The 19,863-nt window shown below is 72.3% G+C and carries 18 protein-coding genes; 6 read left to right on the top strand and 12 right to left on the bottom strand.

All coding sequences use genetic code 11. The features are described from left to right. Positions 1-128: 128 nt before the first annotated feature. Positions 129-1,010: a formyltetrahydrofolate deformylase gene (gene purU, locus ACWD11_RS15200; protein ID WP_451283356.1), complete on the bottom strand. Its 882-nt coding sequence runs from the start codon at positions 1,008-1,010 to the stop codon at positions 129-131. A gap of 47 nt (positions 1,011-1,057) precedes the next feature. After that, positions 1,058-1,558: an SCO4402 family protein gene (locus tag ACWD11_RS15195; RefSeq protein WP_186284491.1), complete on the bottom strand. Its 501-nt coding sequence runs from the start codon at positions 1,556-1,558 to the stop codon at positions 1,058-1,060. 117 nt (positions 1,559-1,675) lie between these two features. Here ACWD11_RS15195 and ACWD11_RS15190 point away from each other — a divergent pair, with 117 nt between their 5' ends. Then, positions 1,676-2,983, top strand: coding sequence for an ABC transporter substrate-binding protein (locus tag ACWD11_RS15190; RefSeq protein ID WP_389418170.1), 1,308 nt, complete (start codon positions 1,676-1,678; stop codon positions 2,981-2,983). Positions 2,984-2,987: 4 nt separating this feature from the next. Here ACWD11_RS15190 and ACWD11_RS15185 read toward each other — a convergent pair whose 3' ends face one another. Together ACWD11_RS15185 and ACWD11_RS15180 are read right to left on the bottom strand one after the other, a co-directional pair. Beyond that, entirely contained in the window at positions 2,988-4,601 is a 1,614-nt protein-coding gene (locus ACWD11_RS15185) for a hypothetical protein (protein WP_451283354.1), read from the bottom strand. Positions 4,602-4,802: 201 nt separating this feature from the next. Beyond that, entirely contained in the window at positions 4,803-6,188 is a 1,386-nt protein-coding gene (locus ACWD11_RS15180; RefSeq protein ID WP_389418168.1) for a transcriptional regulator, read from the bottom strand. Positions 6,189-6,476: 288 nt separating this feature from the next. Between ACWD11_RS15180 and ACWD11_RS15175 the strand changes: the two genes are divergently transcribed. Genes ACWD11_RS15175 through ACWD11_RS15165 form a run of 3 tightly spaced genes read left to right on the top strand, consistent with a single transcriptional unit; the run spans position 6,477 to position 9,551 of the window. Then, on the top strand, positions 6,477-7,136 hold the full coding sequence (locus ACWD11_RS15175; protein ID WP_389418167.1) for a bifunctional DNA primase/polymerase: 660 nt from the start codon (positions 6,477-6,479) through the stop codon (positions 7,134-7,136). Positions 7,137-7,158: 22 nt separating this feature from the next. Further along, the gene (locus ACWD11_RS15170; protein WP_389418166.1) at positions 7,159-7,929 is read left to right on the top strand and encodes an ABC transporter ATP-binding protein; all 771 of its coding nucleotides are present in this window, start codon (positions 7,159-7,161) and stop codon (positions 7,927-7,929) included. Beyond that, a complete protein-coding gene (locus ACWD11_RS15165) occupies positions 7,926-9,551 on the top strand; it encodes a transporter (protein ID WP_451283351.1) in 1,626 nt (541 codons plus the stop codon). Before ACWD11_RS15170 ends, ACWD11_RS15165 begins: the two co-directional genes overlap by 4 nt. Positions 9,552-9,653: 102 nt before the next feature. Here ACWD11_RS15165 and ACWD11_RS15160 read toward each other — a convergent pair whose 3' ends face one another. Next, positions 9,654-10,529, bottom strand: coding sequence for an alpha/beta fold hydrolase (locus tag ACWD11_RS15160; protein ID WP_451283349.1), 876 nt, complete (start codon positions 10,527-10,529; stop codon positions 9,654-9,656). Positions 10,530-10,963: 434 nt separating this feature from the next. Beyond that, positions 10,964-11,656 (bottom strand): metal-dependent transcriptional regulator, encoded by a 693-nt coding sequence (locus ACWD11_RS15155; RefSeq protein WP_389418163.1) that lies wholly within the window; start codon positions 11,654-11,656, stop codon positions 10,964-10,966. Positions 11,657-11,925: 269 nt separating this feature from the next. On the opposite strand from ACWD11_RS15155, the gene ACWD11_RS15150 reads away from it, so the two are divergent. Beyond that, entirely contained in the window at positions 11,926-12,681 is a 756-nt protein-coding gene (locus ACWD11_RS15150; protein WP_389418162.1) for an SIS domain-containing protein, read from the top strand. A 23-nt stretch (positions 12,682-12,704) separates the two neighbouring features. On the opposite strand, the gene ACWD11_RS15145 is transcribed toward ACWD11_RS15150, so the two are convergent. The 3 genes from ACWD11_RS15145 to ACWD11_RS15135 all read right to left on the bottom strand — a co-directional run bounded on the left by ACWD11_RS15145 (position 12,705) and on the right by ACWD11_RS15135 (position 15,984). Beyond that, the gene (locus ACWD11_RS15145; RefSeq protein WP_389418161.1) at positions 12,705-14,102 is read right to left on the bottom strand and encodes a PAS domain-containing protein; all 1,398 of its coding nucleotides are present in this window, start codon (positions 14,100-14,102) and stop codon (positions 12,705-12,707) included. Positions 14,103-14,245: 143 nt separating this feature from the next. Continuing rightward, on the bottom strand, positions 14,246-14,470 hold the full coding sequence (locus ACWD11_RS15140) for a hypothetical protein (RefSeq protein WP_451283346.1): 225 nt from the start codon (positions 14,468-14,470) through the stop codon (positions 14,246-14,248). Positions 14,471-14,883: 413 nt separating this feature from the next. Beyond that, complete coding sequence (locus ACWD11_RS15135; protein ID WP_389418160.1) at positions 14,884-15,984, bottom strand: citrate synthase 2; 1,101 nt, start codon at positions 15,982-15,984, stop codon at positions 14,884-14,886. A gap of 298 nt (positions 15,985-16,282) precedes the next feature. On the opposite strand from ACWD11_RS15135, the gene pdxH reads away from it, so the two are divergent. Further along, positions 16,283-16,951: a pyridoxamine 5'-phosphate oxidase gene (gene pdxH, locus ACWD11_RS15130; RefSeq protein WP_389418159.1), complete on the top strand. Its 669-nt coding sequence runs from the start codon at positions 16,283-16,285 to the stop codon at positions 16,949-16,951. On the opposite strand, the gene ACWD11_RS15125 is transcribed toward pdxH, so the two are convergent. The 3 genes from ACWD11_RS15125 to ACWD11_RS15115 are packed head-to-tail and all read right to left on the bottom strand — an operon-like array spanning position 16,941 to position 19,851. Next, a complete protein-coding gene (locus tag ACWD11_RS15125; RefSeq protein WP_389418158.1) occupies positions 16,941-17,564 on the bottom strand; it encodes a TetR/AcrR family transcriptional regulator in 624 nt (207 codons plus the stop codon). The two genes, pdxH and ACWD11_RS15125, sit on opposite strands and share 11 nt — an antisense overlap. Continuing rightward, entirely contained in the window at positions 17,552-18,286 is a 735-nt protein-coding gene (locus ACWD11_RS15120) for an enoyl-CoA hydratase family protein (protein WP_389418157.1), read from the bottom strand. Before ACWD11_RS15120 ends, ACWD11_RS15125 begins: the two co-directional genes overlap by 13 nt. Beyond that, positions 18,283-19,851 (bottom strand): 4-coumarate--CoA ligase family protein, encoded by a 1,569-nt coding sequence (locus ACWD11_RS15115; protein WP_451283343.1) that lies wholly within the window; start codon positions 19,849-19,851, stop codon positions 18,283-18,285. The genes ACWD11_RS15120 and ACWD11_RS15115 overlap by 4 nt, the downstream gene beginning before the upstream one ends. Between the last annotated feature and the right edge of the window lie 12 nt (positions 19,852-19,863).

The raw sequence follows: 19,863 nt of genomic DNA, 5'->3' as shown, positions 1-19,863 counted from the left end.
GGGGGCCGTTCGCGCAGTTCCCCGCGCCCCTTGAGTCGGACCAGTGGACCCGCCTTCAGGGGCGCGGGGAACTGCGCGACCAGCCACGACGAGCCCGCAGCCGCCGACGACGCAGCCGCCCCCGCCCCTCAGGCGAAAACGACCGTCCTACGCCCGTTCAGAAGAATCCGCCGCTCCGCATGCCACTTCACGGCCCGCGCCAGCGCCTGGCACTCCACATCACGCCCCACCGCCACCAGCTGATCCGGCGTGACACCGTGCCCGACCCGCTCGACCTCCTGCTCGATGATCGGCCCCTCGTCGAGATCGGCCGTCACATAGTGCGCCGTCGCCCCGATCAGCTTCACACCCCGCGCATGAGCCTGGTGATACGGCTTCGCACCCTTGAAGCTCGGCAGGAAGGAGTGGTGGATGTTGATGATCCGCCCGCTCAGCTGCTTGCACAGGTCGTCCGAGAGAACCTGCATGTAGCGGGCGAGCACCACCAGCTCGACGTTCTCCTCGCGCACGATCTCCAGCAGCCGCGCCTCGGCCTGCGACTTCGTGTCCTTCGTCACCGGAATGTGGTGGAAAGGAATGGCGTACGAGCCCACCAGCTCGGCGAAGTCCGTGTGGTTGGAGACCACCGCGGCGATCTCCACCGGCAGCGCCCCGATCCGCGCGCGGAAAAGCAGGTCGTTCAGGCAGTGCCCGAACTTGGAGACCATCAGGACGATGCGCATCTTCTCGTCGGCCCGGTTGATCTGCCAGTCCATCTGGAAGGAGTCACCGATCGCCGCGAAGCTCGCCCGGAGCTTGTCCACGGTCACCGGCGGGTCCGCCGAGAAGTGGACGCGCAGGAAGAACAGACCCGTGTCGTGGTCGCCGAACTGCTGACTGTCCTCGATGTTGCAGCCGGTCATGAAGAGGTAGCTGGACACGGCGTGCACGATGCCCTGCTTGTCGGGGCAGGACAGGGTCAGGACGTACTGGTCGGTGGGGACCGCGGCTCGGCCGGACTGCTCGTTCATGCACCACAGGGTCCCACACCCCGAGCCCGCCGATCACGGTCGTCCCGCTAGGCGGACCTGGTCATGATCCGCAGGACTTCGAGGGTGCGCGGGGGCGCGTCCGGGTCGTCGCCGTCGCTCGCCGCCATCCGTACGTGCGCGTCCCGCGCGGCGCGCACCGCGTCCGGCCACCCCTGGTGCTCCAGGTACGCGGCGACCGGCGCGTCGGGTCCGACCTGGTGCATGATCCGCAGCACCCGCAGCACGGCGGTGTCGACGAGCGCCGCCTCCTGGGAGTCCCGGAAGATCGTGCCGACGTACTTCTCGGCGGACCAGTTGTCCAGCCAGGTGTCCTCGACCAGGCGGTACACGGCGTCGGTGACGTCTCCGTAACCGTCGACGCCGGCCAGCCAGGCGTCGCGCTGGAACACCGGGTCGGAGAGCATGTGCAGCGCGGAGCGCACATTGCTGCGCCAGCGCCACCACGGCATGTCGTTCAGTGGCATGCCGCCCATGGTGGAGGAGCGACGGCCGCGACGGGAAGAGTTCTCCGAACCTTGCACGGTCATCGATCGTACGTTCCCGCCCGGCCGCTGGTCACGGCCCCCCGTAATTCACCGCGACGTCACCTTCCGTTGACCGTGGATCACTTCCGGGTTAGCTGTGTGACGGAATCGTGCGTGTCCATGACCGGCAGGCGTCGTTTCCGCAATACGCACCTCCCCGCGCTCACCCGACCCGTCAGAGCCACCGCCGGCAGAGCGGCGGCCCTGGCCGTGTGCGCGTCCCTCGCCGTCGGTTGCGGGGTCATCCCCGGTGTCTCGGGGGGCGCCGGGGACGACCCCATCACCGTCATGACCTGGGCACCGCAGGACACCACCGCCACCAACAAGCCCGGCATGCCCGCGCTGGCGCTGGCGTACGCGCGCTGGATCAACTCCCAGGGCGGCATCAACGGCCGTAAGCTGCGCGTGCTGAACTGCAACGACCACAACGACAGCGTCTCGGCGGCGAAGTGCGCCGAGCGCGCCGTCGACGAGAAGGTGGTCGCCGTCGTCGGCTCCTACAGCCAGCACGGCGACTCCTTCTTCCCCACGCTGGAGAGCGCGGGAATCCCGTACATCGGCGGCTACGGCGTCACCGGCGCCGAGTTCACCAGCCCGCTGTCCTACCCCGTCAACGGCGGCCAGCCCAGCCTGCTGGCCGGTCTCGGCCGGGAGCTCGCCAAGGACTGCGGTCCCGTCGCGCTCGTACGGCCGGACAGCATCGCGGGCGACGAGCTGCCCGCCCTGCTGAACTCGGGCCTCTCCGCGGGCGGCCACGCGGACGCGGGCGACCAGCTGGCGGCGGAGGACGCCACCGAGTACTCGGAGCACTCGACGAGGGCGCTGGAGTACACCGGCACCGACCCGGCGCGGCCCGGCTGTGTGGTGCCCGCCCTCGGGGACCGCACCAGCACCTTCATGGACTCCTTCCGGCGCGACCGCGAGGAGTACCCCGGCGTGCGCACGGCGACCGTGCTGGGCAGCGTCGACCAGACCGTGATCGACGCCTCCGGCGGCAAGTCCGGGCCCTACGAGGGCGCGTACATCACCGGCTGGTATCCCGTCGCCAGCGACCAGCGCTGGGACGAGATGAAGAAGGTGATCAGCGCGCACGCCTTCGGCGACAACCGCATCGACCCCGCGGACGCCGGAGTGCAGACCACCTGGATCGCCTACACCGTGTTCAGGTCCGTCATCGACTCCCTCGGCGGCGGCGAGGTGACCGCCCGCTCGGTCCGCCGGGCCCTGGACAACGGTCTGGAGATCAGCACCGGCGGTCTCACCCCGCCGCTGAACTGGGAGTACACCGAGAGCCTCGCCTCGGTGGGCTTCCCGCAGCTGGTCAACGCCGACGTGACCCTTCAGGTCGTACGGGACGGCCGGCTGGTGTCGGCCCGGAAGGGCTTCGTCGATGTGACGAAGACCCTCCAGCAGGCCGACCTCGGCTGAACGCTCAGAGCTGGGTCGGCTGGCGCTCGGTCAGGCCGTACGACTTGGCGATCGAGTTCCACAGGCCCGCGGCCTTGGTCTTCTCGGCGCTGGCCGTGCCGCTGGCCGTGTTGCCGGCCTGGGTCTGCGGGGTGGACCGGGCCTGCCCCTTCTTGCAGAGGTTGCCCTTGCGCTGCGCGACCTGGTCGGCCCAGGCCGCGTAGTGGTTGTCGGCCGACGCGGACGCCTGCCAGGCCTTGTTGAGTGCGGCGGTCAGCTCGGTGTGCTGCGGCAGCTTGTCCACGGCCAGCGTGGACAGCTTGGTCACCAGGTCCGTGCGCTGCTTGGCCGCGTCCCGGAGGTCCTTGGCCGCCTGGGCGAGGTTGGTGCAGGCCTTCACGTCGGCCACCGCGTTGATGACCATGGTCCGGCTGTTGCCGCTGTCGGCCAGCAGCTTGTCCAGCTCCACGGCCTGCTGGCGGACGGGATCGACGGACGGGGAGGGCGAGGCGGCGGACTCGCTCGCCGTCGCCGCGGCGACGACGGGCTTGTCGTCGCCGGTGTCCTCCCCGCCGCCACTGGCCAGCAGCGCGCCCGCGCCGACGCCGACGACCGCGAGGGCGACGCCGACGGCGGCGAAGAGCGTCACCCGCGAGCCGGTACGGCCGCCCTGGCGGCGGTCCTCGTCGTCGTGGGTCGCACGCCGCGGGATGAACGTCGGCGGCGGGCCGCCGTGCGGCCCCGGCTGGGGCTGCTGGAACCGCGGCATCTGCTGGGTGGCGGCGGCCGGGGGCTCGCCGCCCGGCTCGCTGCGGAAGAGGCTGTCGAACTCGGCGGGCGGCTGCCGCTCGCCGCCCTCGCCCGCGGGCACGGGCGCGATGTACTGCGTGGCCTCGGCGTCCGGGCTCGGCACGGGGTTCGGCACCGGGTTCGGCACCGGGCCCGCGTTCCGCCGGACCCGGCCGAGCACCTGGGTGCTCTCGGCGGGGGCCTCGGGGGTGACCTCGGGCGGCAGGGCGCCGCCGCCGACCGGCGGTATGTACTGGGTGGCCGCGTCTCCGGCGACCGGCGGTATGTACTGCGTGGCGCCGTCCGCGACGGGCGGGAGGTACTGGGTGGCTCCGTCGTCACCGTAGGGCGCGGGCGCGGCGGGCGGCAGCGCTCCGGCGCCCTGGGAGTCGTAGCCCGGGGCGGGAGTGCCGTAGTCCTGCGCGCGGTAGTCCTGTGTGCCGTAGCCCCGCGGGTCGTAGTCCTGTGTGCCGTGGTCCTGTGTGCCGTACGCCGGTGCCGGGGCGTTCTCCGGCGGGAGCGGCTGGGAGGCGGCTGGCGGCCGGTCCGGGGTGCCCCAGGCCGCCGCGGGCTGCTCCGGTCCGGCCCACGGCTGGGTGGGCTCGGGCGCCCAGCCCTGGCCCGGGGCCGCCGGGGGCTGGTGCTGCTCGGGGCCCCAGGCGCCGTTCCAGGCCTGGCCGCCGGGCGGGGCCGCCGGGGCGGGCGGCGGGGCCGGCTGGGCGTACTGCCGGGGGCCGCCGGGGCCGCCCGTCATGCCCGGGAGCAACGGCTCGCCTCCGTCGGAGGGCAGCACGATGCCTTCGCGCGCGGGTCGCGCCGAGGGCTCCTCGCCCTGTCCACTCTGCGTCACCGGGACTCCTACTAATGGGGGACCTTCGGGATCGTCGGCTCACGCTACCGGGTCCCGAGAGCCGCGTGCCACGCAGCGCAGACCGTGACGCCCGTCCCTGTGACCGCCGTTACAGAGCGGTCCCCCCTTCCCTGTGCCCCTCCTCCTCTCCCTTTTCCCGCCGCCGTTTCCCCGGTGTTCACTGCCGGGTGTCCGGGCCGTTCACGCAGCCGCCTGAAGCTCCAGCCGGGCGCCGAACTCCCTTACCACGGGCTCCTCCCGGTACGGCTCCAGCCGCTGCTGGAAGTCCTCCAGATAGTCGGCGCCCCGGTTGGACCGCAGGGTCTCCAGCAGCTCCACGGCCTTCAGGCCGGTGTGGCAGGCCTGTTCGACCTCGCGCTGCTGGACCTGCGCCGTGGCGAGCAGCACATAACCGATCGCGCGCCGCCGCGCCTTGCTCTCCGGCAGCCCGGCCAGCGACTCCTGCGCCCGCCGCGCCGCCGCCTCGGCCTGCCCGAGGTCGCGGTGGCAGTGCGCCAACTCGTCGGCCAGATAGGCCTCGTCGAAGTGGGCGATCCACACGGGATCGTCCCCGGCGGCCGGATCCGCCGCCTCCAGCGCGCTCACCGCCCGCCCGGACGCCGTCTGCGCCGCCCGTACGTCACCCAGCAGCGCGTGGCCCCGGGCCTCGGCCGCGTAGAACATGGACTCCGCGCGCGGGGTGACGCGACCGCGTGCCCCCTCCTGCGCCGCCCGCGCCAACTGCGCGATCTCGCGCGGGTTCCCGAGCTGCGCGGCGAGATGGCTCATGGAGGCGGCGAGGACGTAACCGCCGTAGCCGCGGTCCCCGGCCGCCTGGGCGAGCCGCAGGGCCTGGATGTAGTACCGCTGCGCCAGGCCCGGCTGGCCGGTGTCGATCGCCATGTAGCCGGCCAGCTCGGTCAACCGGGCGACCGCGGCGAACAGTTCACGCCCCACGGCCTCCCGGTACGACCCGGCGAGCAGCCCCGAGACGACGCTGTTGAGGTAGTGCACGACGACCGGGCGCACATGCCCGCTGCCGTACTGGTGGTCCAGGTCGACCAGGGCCTGGGTCATCGCCTTCACGGCGGCGACGTCGGACTGCCCCACGCGCGGGCCCGCCGCGCGCGCCACCTGGGAGTCGGGCGCCGAGATCAGCCAGTCCCGGCTGGGTTCGACGAGCGCGGAGGCGGCGACGGACGAGCCGGACAGGAAGTCCCGGCGTCCCACGTCACTGCGCCACAGCTCACACACCTGCTCGATGGCGCCCAGGACGGTCGGCGAGAACTGCAGCCCGACCCCGGAGGCGAGGTTCTTGCCGTTGGCCATGCCGATCTCGTCGATCGTGACCGTACGGCCGAGCTTGCGGCCGAGGGCCTCCGCGATGATCGCCGGGGCACGTCCGCGCGGCTGCTGGCCGCGCAGCCAGCGGGCCACGGACGTCTTGTCGTAGCGCAGGTCGAGGCCGTGCTCGGCGCCGCACATGTTGACCCGGCGGGCCAGCCCGGCGTTCGAGCAGCCCGCTTCCTGGATGAGCGCCTGCAACCTTTCGTTCGGCTGCCGCGCGACGAGCGGCCTTGCGGCCATGGCGTACCCCCTGTGGCTGCGGTGCCTGCCACAGCACCGAGTTGACGTGTCTTCGCACCGAAAAGATCCGGCCGGGAAGATCAATGCCCCGCGGACATACCGAAAATGCGAGACATGCGAGGATTGCCGGGGTAAGACCTGTGTCCGACCCCACTCGTGGCTACCCACCTCCCGCCACGGATCCTCCTGCGCGCCCCCACACATGCATCCATGCGCCCCAGATGCCGAATCGATGCTCCTCCCCCGCGCGCGCTACGCCCGTAACCCGAGGTGGGTGCGGGAGTTGTGATGTGCGTGGAAGAGACGATCGCGGGCACTGAAGCCGCTCAGATTCCGAAGCAGCGCGGGGAATCGCTGCTGGAGACCGCCGTTCGCTACACCGAGGAGCGCCACTGGGACGTGTTTCCCGGCACCTGGCTGGAAGCCGTCGACGGGATGCAGCACTGCTCGTGCGGCGACGCCTCGTGCGATGCGCCGGGGGCGCATCCCGCGCGCGCGGACTGGGGGACGCAGGCCACGGGCAGCGCGACGGTCGCCCGCCGGATGTGGTCCAAGCAGCCGCTGGCGTCGATCCTGCTGCCCACCGGGCGCACCTTCGACGCGATCTCGGTGCCGGAGACGGCCGGGTTCCTCGCGCTGGCCCGCATGGAGCGCATGGAGCTCACGCTCGGCCCCGTGACGCTGACGCCGGACCGCCGGATGCACTTCTTCGTGCTGCCGGGGGCCGGGGCGAAGGTCCCCGACCTGGTGCGCAAGCTCGGCTGGTCACCCTCCTCGCTCGATCTCCTCGCGCTCGGCGAGGGCAGCTGGGTGGCCGCTCCGCCGACCCGGTTCGGTTCCCGCGGCGCCGTCCAGTGGGCCTGCCGCCCCACCCCCGCCAACCGCTGGCTCCCGGACGCCGAGGAGTTGATCTCCCCCCTCGCCTACGCGTGCGGACGGGACCGCTAGCCCCGGCCCGTAGGGTTCGGGCATGACGTCAGCTGTGGTGGTGCGGGGGCTCTGGAAGCGGTTCGGGCAGCAAGTCGCCGTCGCGGGGATCGATCTGGAGCTGCCCGCCGGGAAGTTCATCGGCCTGGTCGGGCCCAATGGGGCCGGTAAGACCACCACGCTCTCCATGGTCACCGGCCTGCTGCGGCCCGATCAGGGGTCCGTCGAGGTCGTCGGGCACGACGTGTGGCGGGACCCGGTCCAGGTGAAGGCACGGATCGGGGTACTGCCGGAGGGGCTGCGGCTGTTCGAAAGGCTGTCGGGGCGCGAACTGCTCGCCTACACCGGCCGGTTGCGCGGTCTGCCCGGCGCCGAGGTCGACAAGCGGGCCACGCAACTCCTCGACGTGCTGGACCTGGCCGGCGCCCAGCACAAACTCGTCGTCGACTACTCGACCGGCATGCGCAAGAAGATCGGGCTCGCCGCCGCTCTCCTCCACAACCCCGAAGTGCTCTTCCTGGACGAGCCGTTCGAGGGCGTCGACCCGGTCTCCGCGCAGACCATCCGGGGCGTCCTGGAGCGGTACACCGCTTCCGGCGCCACCGTCGTCTTCTCCTCCCACGTCATGGAGCTCGTCGAGTCGCTGTGCGACTGGGTGGCCGTCATGGCGGCCGGCCGCATCCGGGCGCACGGCACCCTCGCCGAGGTCCGCGGGGACGCGCCCTCCCTCCAGCGGGCGTTCCTGGAGCTGGTCGGCGCCCAGGGCCGCGATGCCGGGTCCGACCTCGACTGGCTGGGCGGCGGGGCCCGATGAGCGCGCCCACGACCACGCCGGCCGCCCCGACCGCTCCGGTCACCTCCGTCACCTCCGTCTTCGTGCGGCTGAAGCTGTCGCTGCTGCGCAACGGGCTGCGCCAGTCCAGCGGCCGGCGCGCCGCCTACGTCGCCTCGGTCGTCGTCACGCTGCTGTTCGCCGCGTTGCAGCTGATCGGCCTGATCGCGCTGCGCGGCCACGCGCACGCCGCGTCCCTGGCCATCCTGCTGGTGGCGGTGCTCGCGCTCGGCTGGGCGGTGATGCCGCTGTTCTTCCCCGGCGGCGACGAGACCCTCGATCCGACCCGCCTGGTCATGCTCCCGCTGCGCCCCCGCGCCCTGGTGCGCGCCCTCCTCGCGGCCTCTCTGGTCGGCATCGGCCCGCTGTTCACCCTCTGCCTGCTGACCGGCTCGGTGATCGCGGTCGCGCGCGGCCCCCTGGCGTACGGGGTGGGCGTCGTCGGAGTCGTCCTGGCGCTGCTGGTGTGCGTGGCCCTCGCGCGGGCCGTGGCCGCCGCCAACATCCGCCTGCTGACCAGCCGCAAGGGCCGGGATCTGGCGGTCCTGAGCGGTCTGGTCATCGCGGTCGGCGCCCAGGTCGTCAACTTCGGCGCGCAGCGGCTCGGTTCGTCGGGACTCGGGGAGCTGGACCCGGCGGCCGACGTGGTGCGCTGGCTCCCGCCGGCGTCGGCGATCGGCGCGGTGGACGCGGCGAGCGAGGGCGCCTGGGGTGTCGCGCTGCTGCAACTGGGCCTGGCGGCCGGGGCGCTGGCGGCCCTGATCGCCGTATGGTCCCGGCATCTGACCCGTCTGATGACCGAACCGGACGGCTCGACCCTGCAAGCGGCCACCGAGACGGCCGTACGGCAGTCCACGGGCCTGGCCCGGCTGCTGCCCGCCGGGCGCACCGGCACGGTCATGGGGCGCGGCCTGCGGTACATGTGGCGGGATCCGAAGACCAAGGCGGCCTGGGTGACCTCGCTGGCCATCGGCCTGATCGTGCCGGTGTTCAACGCCGTGCAGGGCACCGGTTCGATCTACTTCGCCTGCTTCGCGGCCGGGATGCTCGGGATCCTGATGTACAACCAGTTCGGCCAGGACACCTCGGCGTTCTGGATGGTCGCGTTGACGATCTCGTCGCCGCGGGACGCCTACGTCGAACTCCGCGCGCGTGCGTACGCGCTGCTGCTGATCACCCTGCCGTACGCCACGCTGGTGACCGTCCTGACGGCCGCCCTGCTGGGCGACTGGTCCCGGCTGCCCGAGGCGCTGGGCCTGTCCTTCGCCCTGCTCGGCGCGATGCTGGCGACCGGCGCCTGGACCTCGGCCCGCTTTCCGTACTCCATTCCGCAGGAGGGCTACAAGAACGTGGCCCCGGGGCAGGTGGGGCTGGCCTGGATCTCGATCTTCGGCGGCATGGTCGCGGCGGCGCTGCTCTGCGCGCCCTTCATCGCCCTCACGATCTGGCTGAACGTGTCGGAGAACGGCGAGCACTGGACCTGGCTGCTCCTGCCGGTCGGGGCGGCGTACGGAGCGGCCATCACGCTCCTGGGCCTACGCCTGGCGGCCCCGCAGACAGCGGCAAGACTCCCGGAAATCCTGACGGCGGTAAGCAAAGGCTGAGGGGAGAACAACTCCCTAAGGGGCGCGGGGAACTGCGCGACAAGCCCCCACCCACCCGCAACCGCGAGACGATCCGGGACCCCACCCCTCCGAGCGCGCCCCTCAAACCGCCCGCACCGCGTCAAGGAACGGCTCGATCGCCCCCCGCCAAGCCTCCGGCTGGTCATAGTGGACAAGATGACCGGCGTCAGCCACCTCCGCGTACTCCCCCCTGGGAAGGACCCGCACCATCTCCTGCGCCTCCGCCCGCCCCAGCTCCCCGTCCAGCCCGCGCACGACCAGCGTCGGGCACTGGACCTGCGCCAGTTCCTCCCAGTGCGCGTCGTACACCCACGTCTCCCGGGACTTCAGCATCTGCTCGGGCTCGAACACCGGCCGCCAGCCGTCCTCGCCCTCCTGCATGACCTCGGCGTAGAACTCCCCGCGCGCGGGATTGGGCCGCTCCACCCAGGGATCGTCCTCGCCGAACCACTTGCGTACGTCGGCCAGCGTCGCGAAGGGCAGCGGCCATGACCTGAACCAGTCGGCCCACTCCCGCTGCGAGGCCGCGCCCAGCACGGAGGCCCGCATATCGCAGATGATCACGCCCGACACCAGGTCGGGCCGCTTCGCGGCGAGCTGCCAGGCCGTCAGCGCCCCCATCGCGTGCCCGATCAGGACGGCCGACGCAAGGCCCAGCTGCTCAAGGGCGGCCTCGGCGTCCTCCACGTATGCCTCACGGGTGAACGCGGCCTGCGCCGGCTTGTCGCTGCGGCCGTGCCCCCGCTGGTCCAGGGCGATCGCGCGATGCCGCTCGGAGAGCCAACGGGCCGTGGCCGCCCAGTGCGAGGCCCGGCCCATCAGCCCGTGCAGTAACAGCACGCCGTGCCCCGGCTCGCCCTCCGCGGACGCCGGCCGGTCGTGCTTGGGTGGGTCGGCGAACTCCCAGGCCGCGAGGCGTACCCCGTCCGTCCCGGTCACGTCGATACGCCGCGCCATAGGTCTGGCACCCCCCTAGCTCCGCCTGCCGTGCCAATGCGTCGGTGTCACCCGGAGATTATCGAACCTCTATTCGAAAATGCTGTCTGGGCGGACAACACCCCTCGTTCGAGTGACCTCCCTCAAGGATTGACCGCCGCAGCCGAGGGGAGATCTTCAACGGGAGGCGGACCGCTCGGGGAAATCGGTCCGAGGGGAACGACCCTGGGAGCTCGGGGCTCCGGGTCGACACAGGGGAGGACAGGCCCCGGCGCCGCAAGGCGCCGGGGCCCTCCACACGTCTGCGGCGCATTCTCCGCCCCCTCAGGTCATATGCCCCTCGCGACAGCCTTGCACGCGAAGCGCCGGAGCGCTGCGATTCGGCGGACTGGATCTCGTAAACGACGAGATCGCGTCGTTCGCCTCAACTTCCCCCGTGGTCCCGGCAGTTACGGTCAGCGCTTGGCGACGAACACATGCGAGGCGACGTCCGCCGCCAGCTCGGCCGCCTCGCCGCCGCTGCCCACCAGCACACCACCCGGGGACTCGGTCACGCTCACCACCGAGCCGGGCTGCACGCCCGCCCGGCGCAGCGTGTACATCAGCTGCGCGTCCGTCTGGATCGGCTCGCCGATCCGGCGCACCACGACGGTCTTGCCCTCCAGGCCCGGGTCCAGCTCGGCCAGCGAGACCATGCCCTCGTCGAGGAAGGGGTCGGCGCCGTCCTTCTCGCCGAGCTCCTCCAGACCGGGGATCGGGTTGCCGTAGGGCGACTCGGTGGGGTGCCGGAGCAGCTCCAGCACGCGGCGCTCCACGGCCTCGCTCATCACGTGCTCCCAGCGGCAGGCCTCGGCGTGCACCTGCTCCCACTCCAGGCCGATCACGTCGACGAGCAGACACTCGGCGAGGCGGTGCTTGCGCATCACGCGGGTGGCGAGCCGGCGCCCCTCGTCCGTCAGCTCCAGGTGGCGGTCGGAGGCGACGGACACCAGTCCGTCCCGCTCCATCCGCGCCACCGTCTGGCTGACGGTCGGCCCGCTCTGGTCGAGCCGCTCGGCGATCCGGGCACGCATGGGGACCACACCTTCCTCTTCCAGCTCGAGGATGGTGCGGAGATACATCTCCGTGGTGTCGATCAGTCCGGACATACGTGCCCCTTGATGAGATCTGCCGGAAGCGCGACAGCTTCGCGGCGCGTGCGCTGGCCCTGGCCTCAATTCTGACGCATAGCGCTGACAACCGTGCCGCGCCGTTGAAACCAGGGGGTTTCGCGCTCCCGGCCGGGGGCGCGGGGCCACGCCCACCGGGGGCCTGGGACCGCCGTACCGCCGTATTGACACCGCAGTGGTCCAGACCGCACGGTGATCCGCGACACAGATCACCACCACCGCACTTCGCAGGCAAAGGGGCCCCGCGCATGAGCGACCGCAAGCTGGCCGGCCAGTTCTTCGACGCCGCGATCGGGCTGCTCCAGCGGGTCCGCGACGAGGAGGCCGGCACCATCGAGGCGGCCGGCACGCTGCTCGCCGACACGGTCGCCGACGGCGGGCGGCTGTTCGCGTTCGGCGCCGGACACTCCTCGCTCGCCGCGCAGGACGTCGTCTACCGCGCGGGCGGGCTCGCCCTGATGAACCTGCTGGCCGTGCCGGGGGTGGTGGGCGTCGACGTGATGCCCGCCACGCTGGGGTCCGCGCTGGAGCGGGTCGATGGGCTGGCCGCCGCCGTGCTGGACACCTCACCGCTGCGCGCGGGGGACGCCCTGGTGATCGTCTCGCTGTCCGGGCGCAACGCGCTGCCGGTGGAGATGGCCATGAACGCCCGCGCGCTGGGCGTGAAGGTCATCGGCGTGACGTCCGTGGCGTACGCCTCCGAGACCACGTCACGGCACGTGTCCGGGACGTATCTGAAGGACCACTGCGATCTCGTCCTCGACTCCAAGATCGCCGTCGGGGACGCCGAGCTGACCCTGGACACCGTGCCGGCGCCGTTCGCGCCCGCGTCCACGGTCGTCACCACGGCCCTGCTCCAGGCCGTCATGGCCACCGCGGCCGGCGTCCTGGCCGAGCGGGGCATCGAGCCGCCGCTGCTGCGCTCGGGCAACGTGGACGGCGGGCACGAGTGGAACGGACGGGTGTTCGCGGAGTACGGCGACCGGATCTTCTACCGGCGCTGAGCTCTGCTACCGGCGATGAGCCCTCAGAGGGCGTTCGCCAGGTCCAGGGCCGTCGCGATGCGGGCCGCCACGTCCTCCGCGTAGGCCGCGTCGGAGCGCTCGAAGGGGGTCCGGCCGCCGCCCCGCAGGAACGTCACCACGCCCAGCGTGCGGCCCCGGCTGCGCAGGACCGCGCACAGGGCGTGCACCGCGTCCGGCGGCCACTGGCGGGCCTCCGCCCAGGCGCGGGCCTGTTCCGGCGGTACGGTGCCGACGCTGGCCCGGACCGATCCGGCGCGCGCCACGCACTGCAGCGCCGGGTGGCCCTCCGTGTAGCGCACGGGCAGACCGGCGGCGCCGGTGGGCAGGCTCGGGCCCGGAGCGCCGGAGGGCGTGGCCGCGGATCTGACCAGGCGGACCGGACCGGCCGAGTCGGCGTCGCTCAGGGTGCCGCCCGCGATCCGGTCGACCAGGGCGTGGTCGGCGAACCCGGCCAGCGCGAAGTCGAGATGGACGGTGGCCGCCTCCGCGGGGTCCTCGCACTCCGCCGCGGCCCGCGCGGCCCGGTGCATCTGGTTGGAGCGGAACCGCAGCAGCGCCGCCTCCTGCTCGCCCTGCTTGGCCTCGGTGACGTCCTGGAAGAGCCAGCCCACACCGAGCGGCACCGGCTCCTCGGCCAGCGGTGAGGCCAGCCGTACGAAGCCGCAGCGCCAGCAGCGCCGCTGCTCGCCGTCGGGGGTGCGCACGCTCACCCAAATCTCCGCCGGGGCCGGAGGCGCGCCTTCCGCGAGGACGTGGGTGAGGGCGCTCTCCAGTTCCTCGACGCCCCGGGCGAGCAGCTCGCCGAGCGGGCGGCCCAGGACGGACGTACGCCCGATGCCCAGCGCGCGGGCGGCGTGCGCGTTGACGACGGCGGGGCGCAGGTCGGCGTCGACGAGGACGACGCCCCAGCTCGCGTCCTCGAACAGGGCCTCGCTGAGCGCGATGGACCGCTCCAGGTCGATCTGCGCGTGCACCTCGCTGAAGGCGCAGTAGACGCCCGCGGGCTTGCCGTCGGGGCCGCGGACGGCCGCGGACTGGGTGCGTACGAGGACCCGGCCGCCGTCCTTGGTGAGCAGCGCGAACTCGTTCACCTGCCGTCCGGGGGCGTCCATGGCGGACATCAGCCGCCCCTCGACCTCCTCGGCGTCCGCGCTGCGCACGGCCCAGCCGGCGAAGCCCTGCCGCCCGACCGCCTCGGCGGCGGTCCAGCCGAGGATCCGCTCGGCCTCACGGTTCCAGTGCGTGACGACACCGTCGGCGTCGAAGGCGCACAGCGCCGCGTCCATCCCGTCCAGCAGCGCGGCGAGCAGATCGGAGCCGCCGGAGCCCTCGGGACCGGTCCCCTCGGGTTCGTCCGGCCCCAGCTCGTCGGTGGTCCCACTACGCCGGGAAGCACTCACCTGGACCCCCTGCCAAGCCGCGTCCGCACGCGTACGGTGCGGCGGTTCGCCCACTAACAATCATTCAACTCGAACGTGACGCAGCACACACCGGGTTCCCACAAGATTGAGAGAATCGTTGTACGCCGGAAACGTCGTACCACTCACCCCTCGAGCCGCAGCGTGAGCCACACCTCGGTCTCGTCCTCGGGCGCCACGTACCGCTCCACCTCGACGAACCCCCGCGCCTCGGCGAACCGCAGCCCGTCGGTGTTGGCGGCGAGGACGACGGTCTCGATGCCCCGGGCACCCAGCCCGCGCGCGCAAGACAGTGCTCGTACAGCGCCATGCCGAATCCGCGCCGACGGTACGACATGAAGATCATTCACACGAACCGTCTCCCCGCACCACACGCCCCTCAATCTCGCCGCCCGGAAGATTCACCGCAATCTGCGGCTCCTTCAGCGGGGCGACGGATACGGCTACAGCGTCCGCCTTGAAGCAGCCCGGTCACCTTCCCGAAAAATCGGTTGAACGCTCCCCGGCCGCTTCCTAGGGTGAGGTCCATCGCTGAAAGGAGGTGATCCGGTACATGTATGAATCCCGGGCGCGCGAGGTGACTGCGGGCTAGTAGTCCGCCGTCGTACTCAGTTCGGCGCCGGACCAGCGGGGGCGAGACACCCGCAGCCGGCCAATCCAACGCAGTCACCCGACCCGCGAGCTCGCCGGTGCGTCCGGCCGGCTTCTCCGCCTCACGGCGGAGGAACCGAGCTCGCGGGTCGTCTGCGTTTGCCGCCCGGGCTCAGGGGGTGATGTCGGCGTAGCCCTCGACCTGTCGGGGGTCCCGCGAGCCGGGGCCGACGTACCGTGCGGACGGCCGGACCAGGCGGCCGGTGTGCTTCTGCTCCAGGATGTGCGCCGACCATCCGGCGGTGCGCGCGCAGGTGAACATCGACGTGAACATGTGGGCCGGCACCTCGGCGAAGTCGAGGACGATCGCCGCCCAGAACTCCACGTTGGTGGCCAGCACCCGGTCGGGACGCCGGGCGTGCAGCTCGGCCAGCGCCGCCTTCTCCAGCGCCTCGGCCACCTCGAAGCGTGGCGCGCCCAGCTCCCGCGCCGTACGCCGCAGCACGCGCGCGCGGGGGTCCTCGGCGCGGTACACCCGGTGCCCGAAGCCCATGAGCCGCTCGCCCCGGTCGAGCGCCTGCTTCACGTACGCCTCGGCGTCCCCGGTCCGCTCGATCTCCTCGATCATGTACAGCACGCGCGAGGGCGCACCGCCGTGCAGCGGCCCGGACATCGCCCCTACGGCGCCGGAGAGCGCGGCGGCGACATCCGCGCCGGTGGAGGCGATCACGCGGGCGGTGAAGGTGGAAGCGTTCATGCCGTGCTCGGCGGCGGAGGTCCAGTACGCGTCGACGGCGGCGACGTGCTTGGGGTCCGGCTCGCCCCGCCAGCGGATCATGAACCGCTCGACGACGGACTGCGCCTTGTCGATCTCCCGCTGCGGCACCATCGGCAGGCCCTGCCCGCGCGCGGACTGGGCGACGTAGGACAGGGCCATGACGGCGGCCCTGGCGAGGTCCTCACGGGCCTGGTCGGCATCGATGTCGAGCAGCGGCTTCAGGCCCCACACGGGCGCCAGCATGGCGAGCGCGGACTGGACGTCGACGCGGATGTCGCCGGAGTGCACCGGGATCGGGAACGGCTCGGCGGGCGGCAGGCCGGGGTTGAAGGCCCCGTCGACGAGCAGGCCCCAGACGTTGCCGAACGAGACCTGGCCGACGAGGTCCTCGATGTCGACGCCCCGGTACCTGAGTGCGCCGCCCTCCTTGTCGGGTTCGGCGATCTCCGTCTCGAACGCGACGACTCCTTCGAGTCCGGGTACGAAGTCGGACATCAGGCGGCTCCCTCGTGAGGTGTGGGACAGATGGTGTTGTGGGGGTGATGGTGCGGACCGAGTTCTGGTGCGGCAGGGACGGCTGCGCGCCCGGTGGATCCGCGGTCGTGGCTCGAAGGACTCGCGGTCCTGGGCGGTACCCCAGTGATGCCCCGTGCGACTGGCGGTCACCCAACCGAACGGCATCAGAACGATATCCCCGAGTGCCACCTTTGGGGAGGGCTTGCGGCACTGAGTGCCACGCAGTGATGAAGGACACCGTGCCGAACGGGCCGCGCGTATACGGCAAGATGACCGCGTGACCGACCGAGACGCCGTACCGCCGGACCCCGCCGTGATGCGCCAGCAGTACCGGGCCGCGGGCCTCGCCGAGCACGAGCTGGCCGCCACGCCGGTGGAACAGTTCGCGCGGTGGTTCAAGCAGGCCGCGAGCGAGGCTCATCTGTTCGAGCCGAACGCCATGGTCGTCTCCACCGCGGACGCCGAGGGCCGGCCCAGCTCCCGCACGGTGCTGCTGAAGCAGTTCGACGAGCAGGGCTTCGTCTTCTACACCAACTACGACTCCCGCAAGGCCCGTGACCTGGCGGAGAACCCGTACGTCTCGCTGCTGTTCCCCTGGCACCCGATGGCTCGTCAGGTCATCGTCCAGGGCATCGCGCGGCGCACCGGGCGGGACGAGACGGCCGCGTACTTCCGTACCCGCCCGCACGGCTCCCAGCTCGGTGCCTGGGCCAGCGAGCAGTCCACGGTCATCACCACGCGGGCCGATCTGGACGCCTCGTACGCGGAGCTGGCCGCCCGCTATCCGGAGGGCGAGCAGGTGCCCGTGCCGCCGAACTGGGGCGGTTTCCGGGTGGCCCCGCAGTCGGTGGAGTTCTGGCAGGGCCGCGAGAACCGGCTGCACGACCGGCTGCGGTACGTGATCCGGCCGGACGGGGGCTGGCGGGTGGAGCGGCTCAGTCCCTGAGGGTCCCGCCCAGTGTCCCGTCCAGCAGGGCGGCCCACTGTGCCACGACCCGCTCGCGCCGCCCCTGGTCGTCCGTCAGCAGGTTCGCGAGCCCCAGCCCCCGGGCCATGTCGAGCAGCCCCTGCACGGTCTCCCGCACCCCCGGCGCGGACTCGTCCGCCCCGAGCAGCTCCACGGCGATACGGTGCGTCTCCCGGCCGACCCGGGCCTCCAGCTCGGTGACGCGCGGGCGCAGCTGCTCCTCGTTCGACGCCGCGACCCACAGATGCAGGGCGGCGCGGAACAGGGGCCCGGTGTACAGGTCGACCAGCGCCGACACCACCGCCCGCCGGTCCTCCGCCGCGCCTGTCGGGAACAGTGCCCGCAGGGCCGTGGAGCGTTCCTCGGCGACGTACTCGACGGCGGCCGTGAACAGGTCCTCGCGGGTCGGGAAGTGGTGCTGGGCGGCGCCCCGGGAGACCCCGGCGCGCTCGGCGACGACGGACACCGTGGAGCCCGCCCAGCCGTGTTCGGCGAGACAGGCCACGGCGGCCTCCAGGAGGCGCTGCCTGGTCGCCCGGCTGCGGTCCTGCTTGGGAACGCGGTCGCGTTCGGCCGTACTCACACCACCCATGAGGGATCCCGTCGCTCCAGGAAGGCCGTCATCCCCTCGCGGGCCTGCGGGGCGGAGAACAGCCGGGCCGAGAGCGCGGTGAGGTCGGCCGCGTCCCGGTCGAATGACTCCAGCACCCTAGCCGTGAGCAGCCGCTTGGTCTCGGCCAGGGCCTCGGGGGCGGAGCGCCGCAGGCCGTCGAGGACGGGCTCCAGTACGGCGTCCACGTCGTCCCCGGCGGCCGTCAGCAGGCCGATCCGGGCCGCCTCGGGGGCGTCGAAGCGCTCGCCGGTGAGGTAGTAGCGGGCGAGGGCGCGGGGGTCGGTGCGTGGCAGCAGCGGGAGCGAGATGACCGCGGGGGCCACCCCGATCCGTACTTCCGTGAACGCGAAGGTCGCCGAGTGCGCGGCGACCGCGATGTCGCACGCGGCCATCAGGCCCAGGCCGCCCGCGCGTACGTGGCCGGTGACGCGGGCGACGACGGGCCGGGGCAGTTCGACGATCCGCCGCAGCAGGCCGACCAGCGCGTCCGGGTGGGGCGGGTCGCGCAGGTCGGCGCCCGCGCTGAAGGTGTTGCCGGTGTGGGTGAGGAGGACCGCGCGGACGCCCGGGTCCTCGGCGCAGTCGGTGAGGGCGTCGGTGAGTTCGCCGACCAGCTCGGCCGACAGGGCATTGCGGTTGTCCGGCGAGTCGAGGGTGAGCGTCTCGACGTCCCGCGCGCGTGCGCGGCCGATCAGTGTCACGTGCGCTCCCTGAGTTCGCGCCGCAGGATCTTCCCGGAGGCGGCCCGGGGCACGCCGTCGATGAAGGAGACCTGGCGGATCCGCTTGTAGGGGGCGACACGTTCGGCGACGTGCATCATGACCTCCCCCTCGGAGAGGTCCGCGGCCGACGGCTGGCGGACCACGTACGCGCGGGGGACCTCGTTGCCGTTGTCGTCGGGGACGCCGATGACGGCGGCGTCGGCGATGCCGGGGTGGGTGAGCAGCAGTGCCTCCAGTTCGGCGGGGGCCACCTGGAAGCCCTTGTACTTGATGAGCTCCTTGACCCGGTCGACGACGAACAGCCAGCCCTCGGCGTCGACCCGGCCGACGTCGCCGGTGTGCAGCCAGCCCTCCTCGTCGATCATCGCGGCGGTGTCCTCGGGACGCTTGAGATAGCCCTTCATCACCTGCGGGCCGCGGATCAGGATCTCGCCGGCCTCGCCGACGTCCAGGTCCTTGCCGGGATCGTCGAGGGAGACGATCCGCATCTCGGTGCCGGCGATGAGCTTGCCGACGGTGCCGGGGGGCGCCTCGCGCATGCTCTCCAGGGGCACGACATGGGTGCCGGGGGACAGTTCGGTCATGCCGTACGCCTGGCCGATCGGGGGCAGGTCCAGGCGCTGCGAGCAGGCCGCGGCGAGCTGGGCGTCCAGGGGGGCGGCGGCGCTGACGATGTGCCTCAGGGACGACAGGTCGTACTGGGCGACCAGGGGGTGCTTGGCGAGGGCGAGGACGATCGGCGGGGCCACGAACAGGTCGGTGATGCGGTGGTCCTGGATGGCCGCGAGGAAGGTCTCCAGCTCGAAGCGCGGCAGGACGACGACCGTGGCGCCTTTTCTGAGGGGGGCGTTCATGAGGGCGGTGAGGCCGTAGACGTGGAAGAAGGGCAGGACGGCGAGGATGCGGTCGCCGGGTTTCGCCGGTACCGACGGTTCGAGCTGGGCGAGGTTGGTGGCGATCTGCCGGTGGGTGAGCATCACGCCTTTGGGCACGCCGGTCGTGCCGGAGGAGTACGGCAGCACGGCGACGTCCTCGGCGGGGTCGATGTCGACCTGCGGTTCGGGGGCGGTGGAGGCGAGCATGTCGATCAGCGAGCGGTGGCCGGGGGCGCTGTCGCAGACGAGGATCTCCTCGATGCCGCCCGCGAGTCCGGCGGCCCGCCGGGCGACCTCCAGCAGCGGGGAGACGGTGACGATCCAGCGGGCCTCCGCGTCCTTCAGCTGCTTGGCGAACTCCTCGGGCGTGGCGAGCGGGTGCACGGTGGTGACGGAGGCACCCGCGCGCGTGGCGGCGTAGAAGGCGGTCGGGAAGGCCACCGTGTTCGGGCTGTGCAGGGCGAGGACGTCACCCTTGCGGACCCCCGCCTCGGCCAGCGCGGCGGCGATGCGCCGGTGGAAATGGTCCACCTGCGCGTAGGTGAGGGTCATGCCGTTCGTGCCGTCGATCAGCGCGGGTGTGTCGCCGAACTCGGCGGCCCTGCCGAGGACGGCGTCGTGGATGGGGAGTTCGACGGGCGGGACGTCTGCGTACTCGCTGCGGAACATCGTTCCTCCAAG

It is taken from the genome of Streptomyces sp. NPDC002776 (assembly GCF_053592195.1).
This window is presented reverse-complemented; position numbering and strand designations above follow the sequence as displayed.

Coding starts and splice junctions, on each gene's coding strand:
- purU (WP_451283356.1), bottom strand. CDS start 1,010: ATGAACGAGCAGTCCGGCCGAGCCGCGGTCCCCACCGACCAGTACGTC.
- ACWD11_RS15195 (WP_186284491.1), bottom strand. CDS start 1,558: ATGACCGTGCAAGGTTCGGAGAACTCTTCCCGTCGCGGCCGTCGCTCC.
- ACWD11_RS15190 (WP_389418170.1), top strand. CDS start 1,676: ATGACCGGCAGGCGTCGTTTCCGCAATACGCACCTCCCCGCGCTCACC.
- ACWD11_RS15180 (WP_389418168.1), bottom strand. CDS start 6,188: ATGGCCGCAAGGCCGCTCGTCGCGCGGCAGCCGAACGAAAGGTTGCAG.
- ACWD11_RS15175 (WP_389418167.1), top strand. CDS start 6,477: ATGTGCGTGGAAGAGACGATCGCGGGCACTGAAGCCGCTCAGATTCCG.
- ACWD11_RS15170 (WP_389418166.1), top strand. CDS start 7,159: ATGACGTCAGCTGTGGTGGTGCGGGGGCTCTGGAAGCGGTTCGGGCAG.
- ACWD11_RS15165 (WP_451283351.1), top strand. CDS start 7,926: ATGAGCGCGCCCACGACCACGCCGGCCGCCCCGACCGCTCCGGTCACC.
- ACWD11_RS15160 (WP_451283349.1), bottom strand. CDS start 10,529: ATGGCGCGGCGTATCGACGTGACCGGGACGGACGGGGTACGCCTCGCG.
- ACWD11_RS15155 (WP_389418163.1), bottom strand. CDS start 11,656: ATGTCCGGACTGATCGACACCACGGAGATGTATCTCCGCACCATCCTC.
- ACWD11_RS15150 (WP_389418162.1), top strand. CDS start 11,926: ATGAGCGACCGCAAGCTGGCCGGCCAGTTCTTCGACGCCGCGATCGGG.
- ACWD11_RS15135 (WP_389418160.1), bottom strand. CDS start 15,984: ATGTCCGACTTCGTACCCGGACTCGAAGGAGTCGTCGCGTTCGAGACG.
- ACWD11_RS15125 (WP_389418158.1), bottom strand. CDS start 17,564: ATGGGTGGTGTGAGTACGGCCGAACGCGACCGCGTTCCCAAGCAGGAC.
- ACWD11_RS15115 (WP_451283343.1), bottom strand. CDS start 19,851: ATGTTCCGCAGCGAGTACGCAGACGTCCCGCCCGTCGAACTCCCCATC.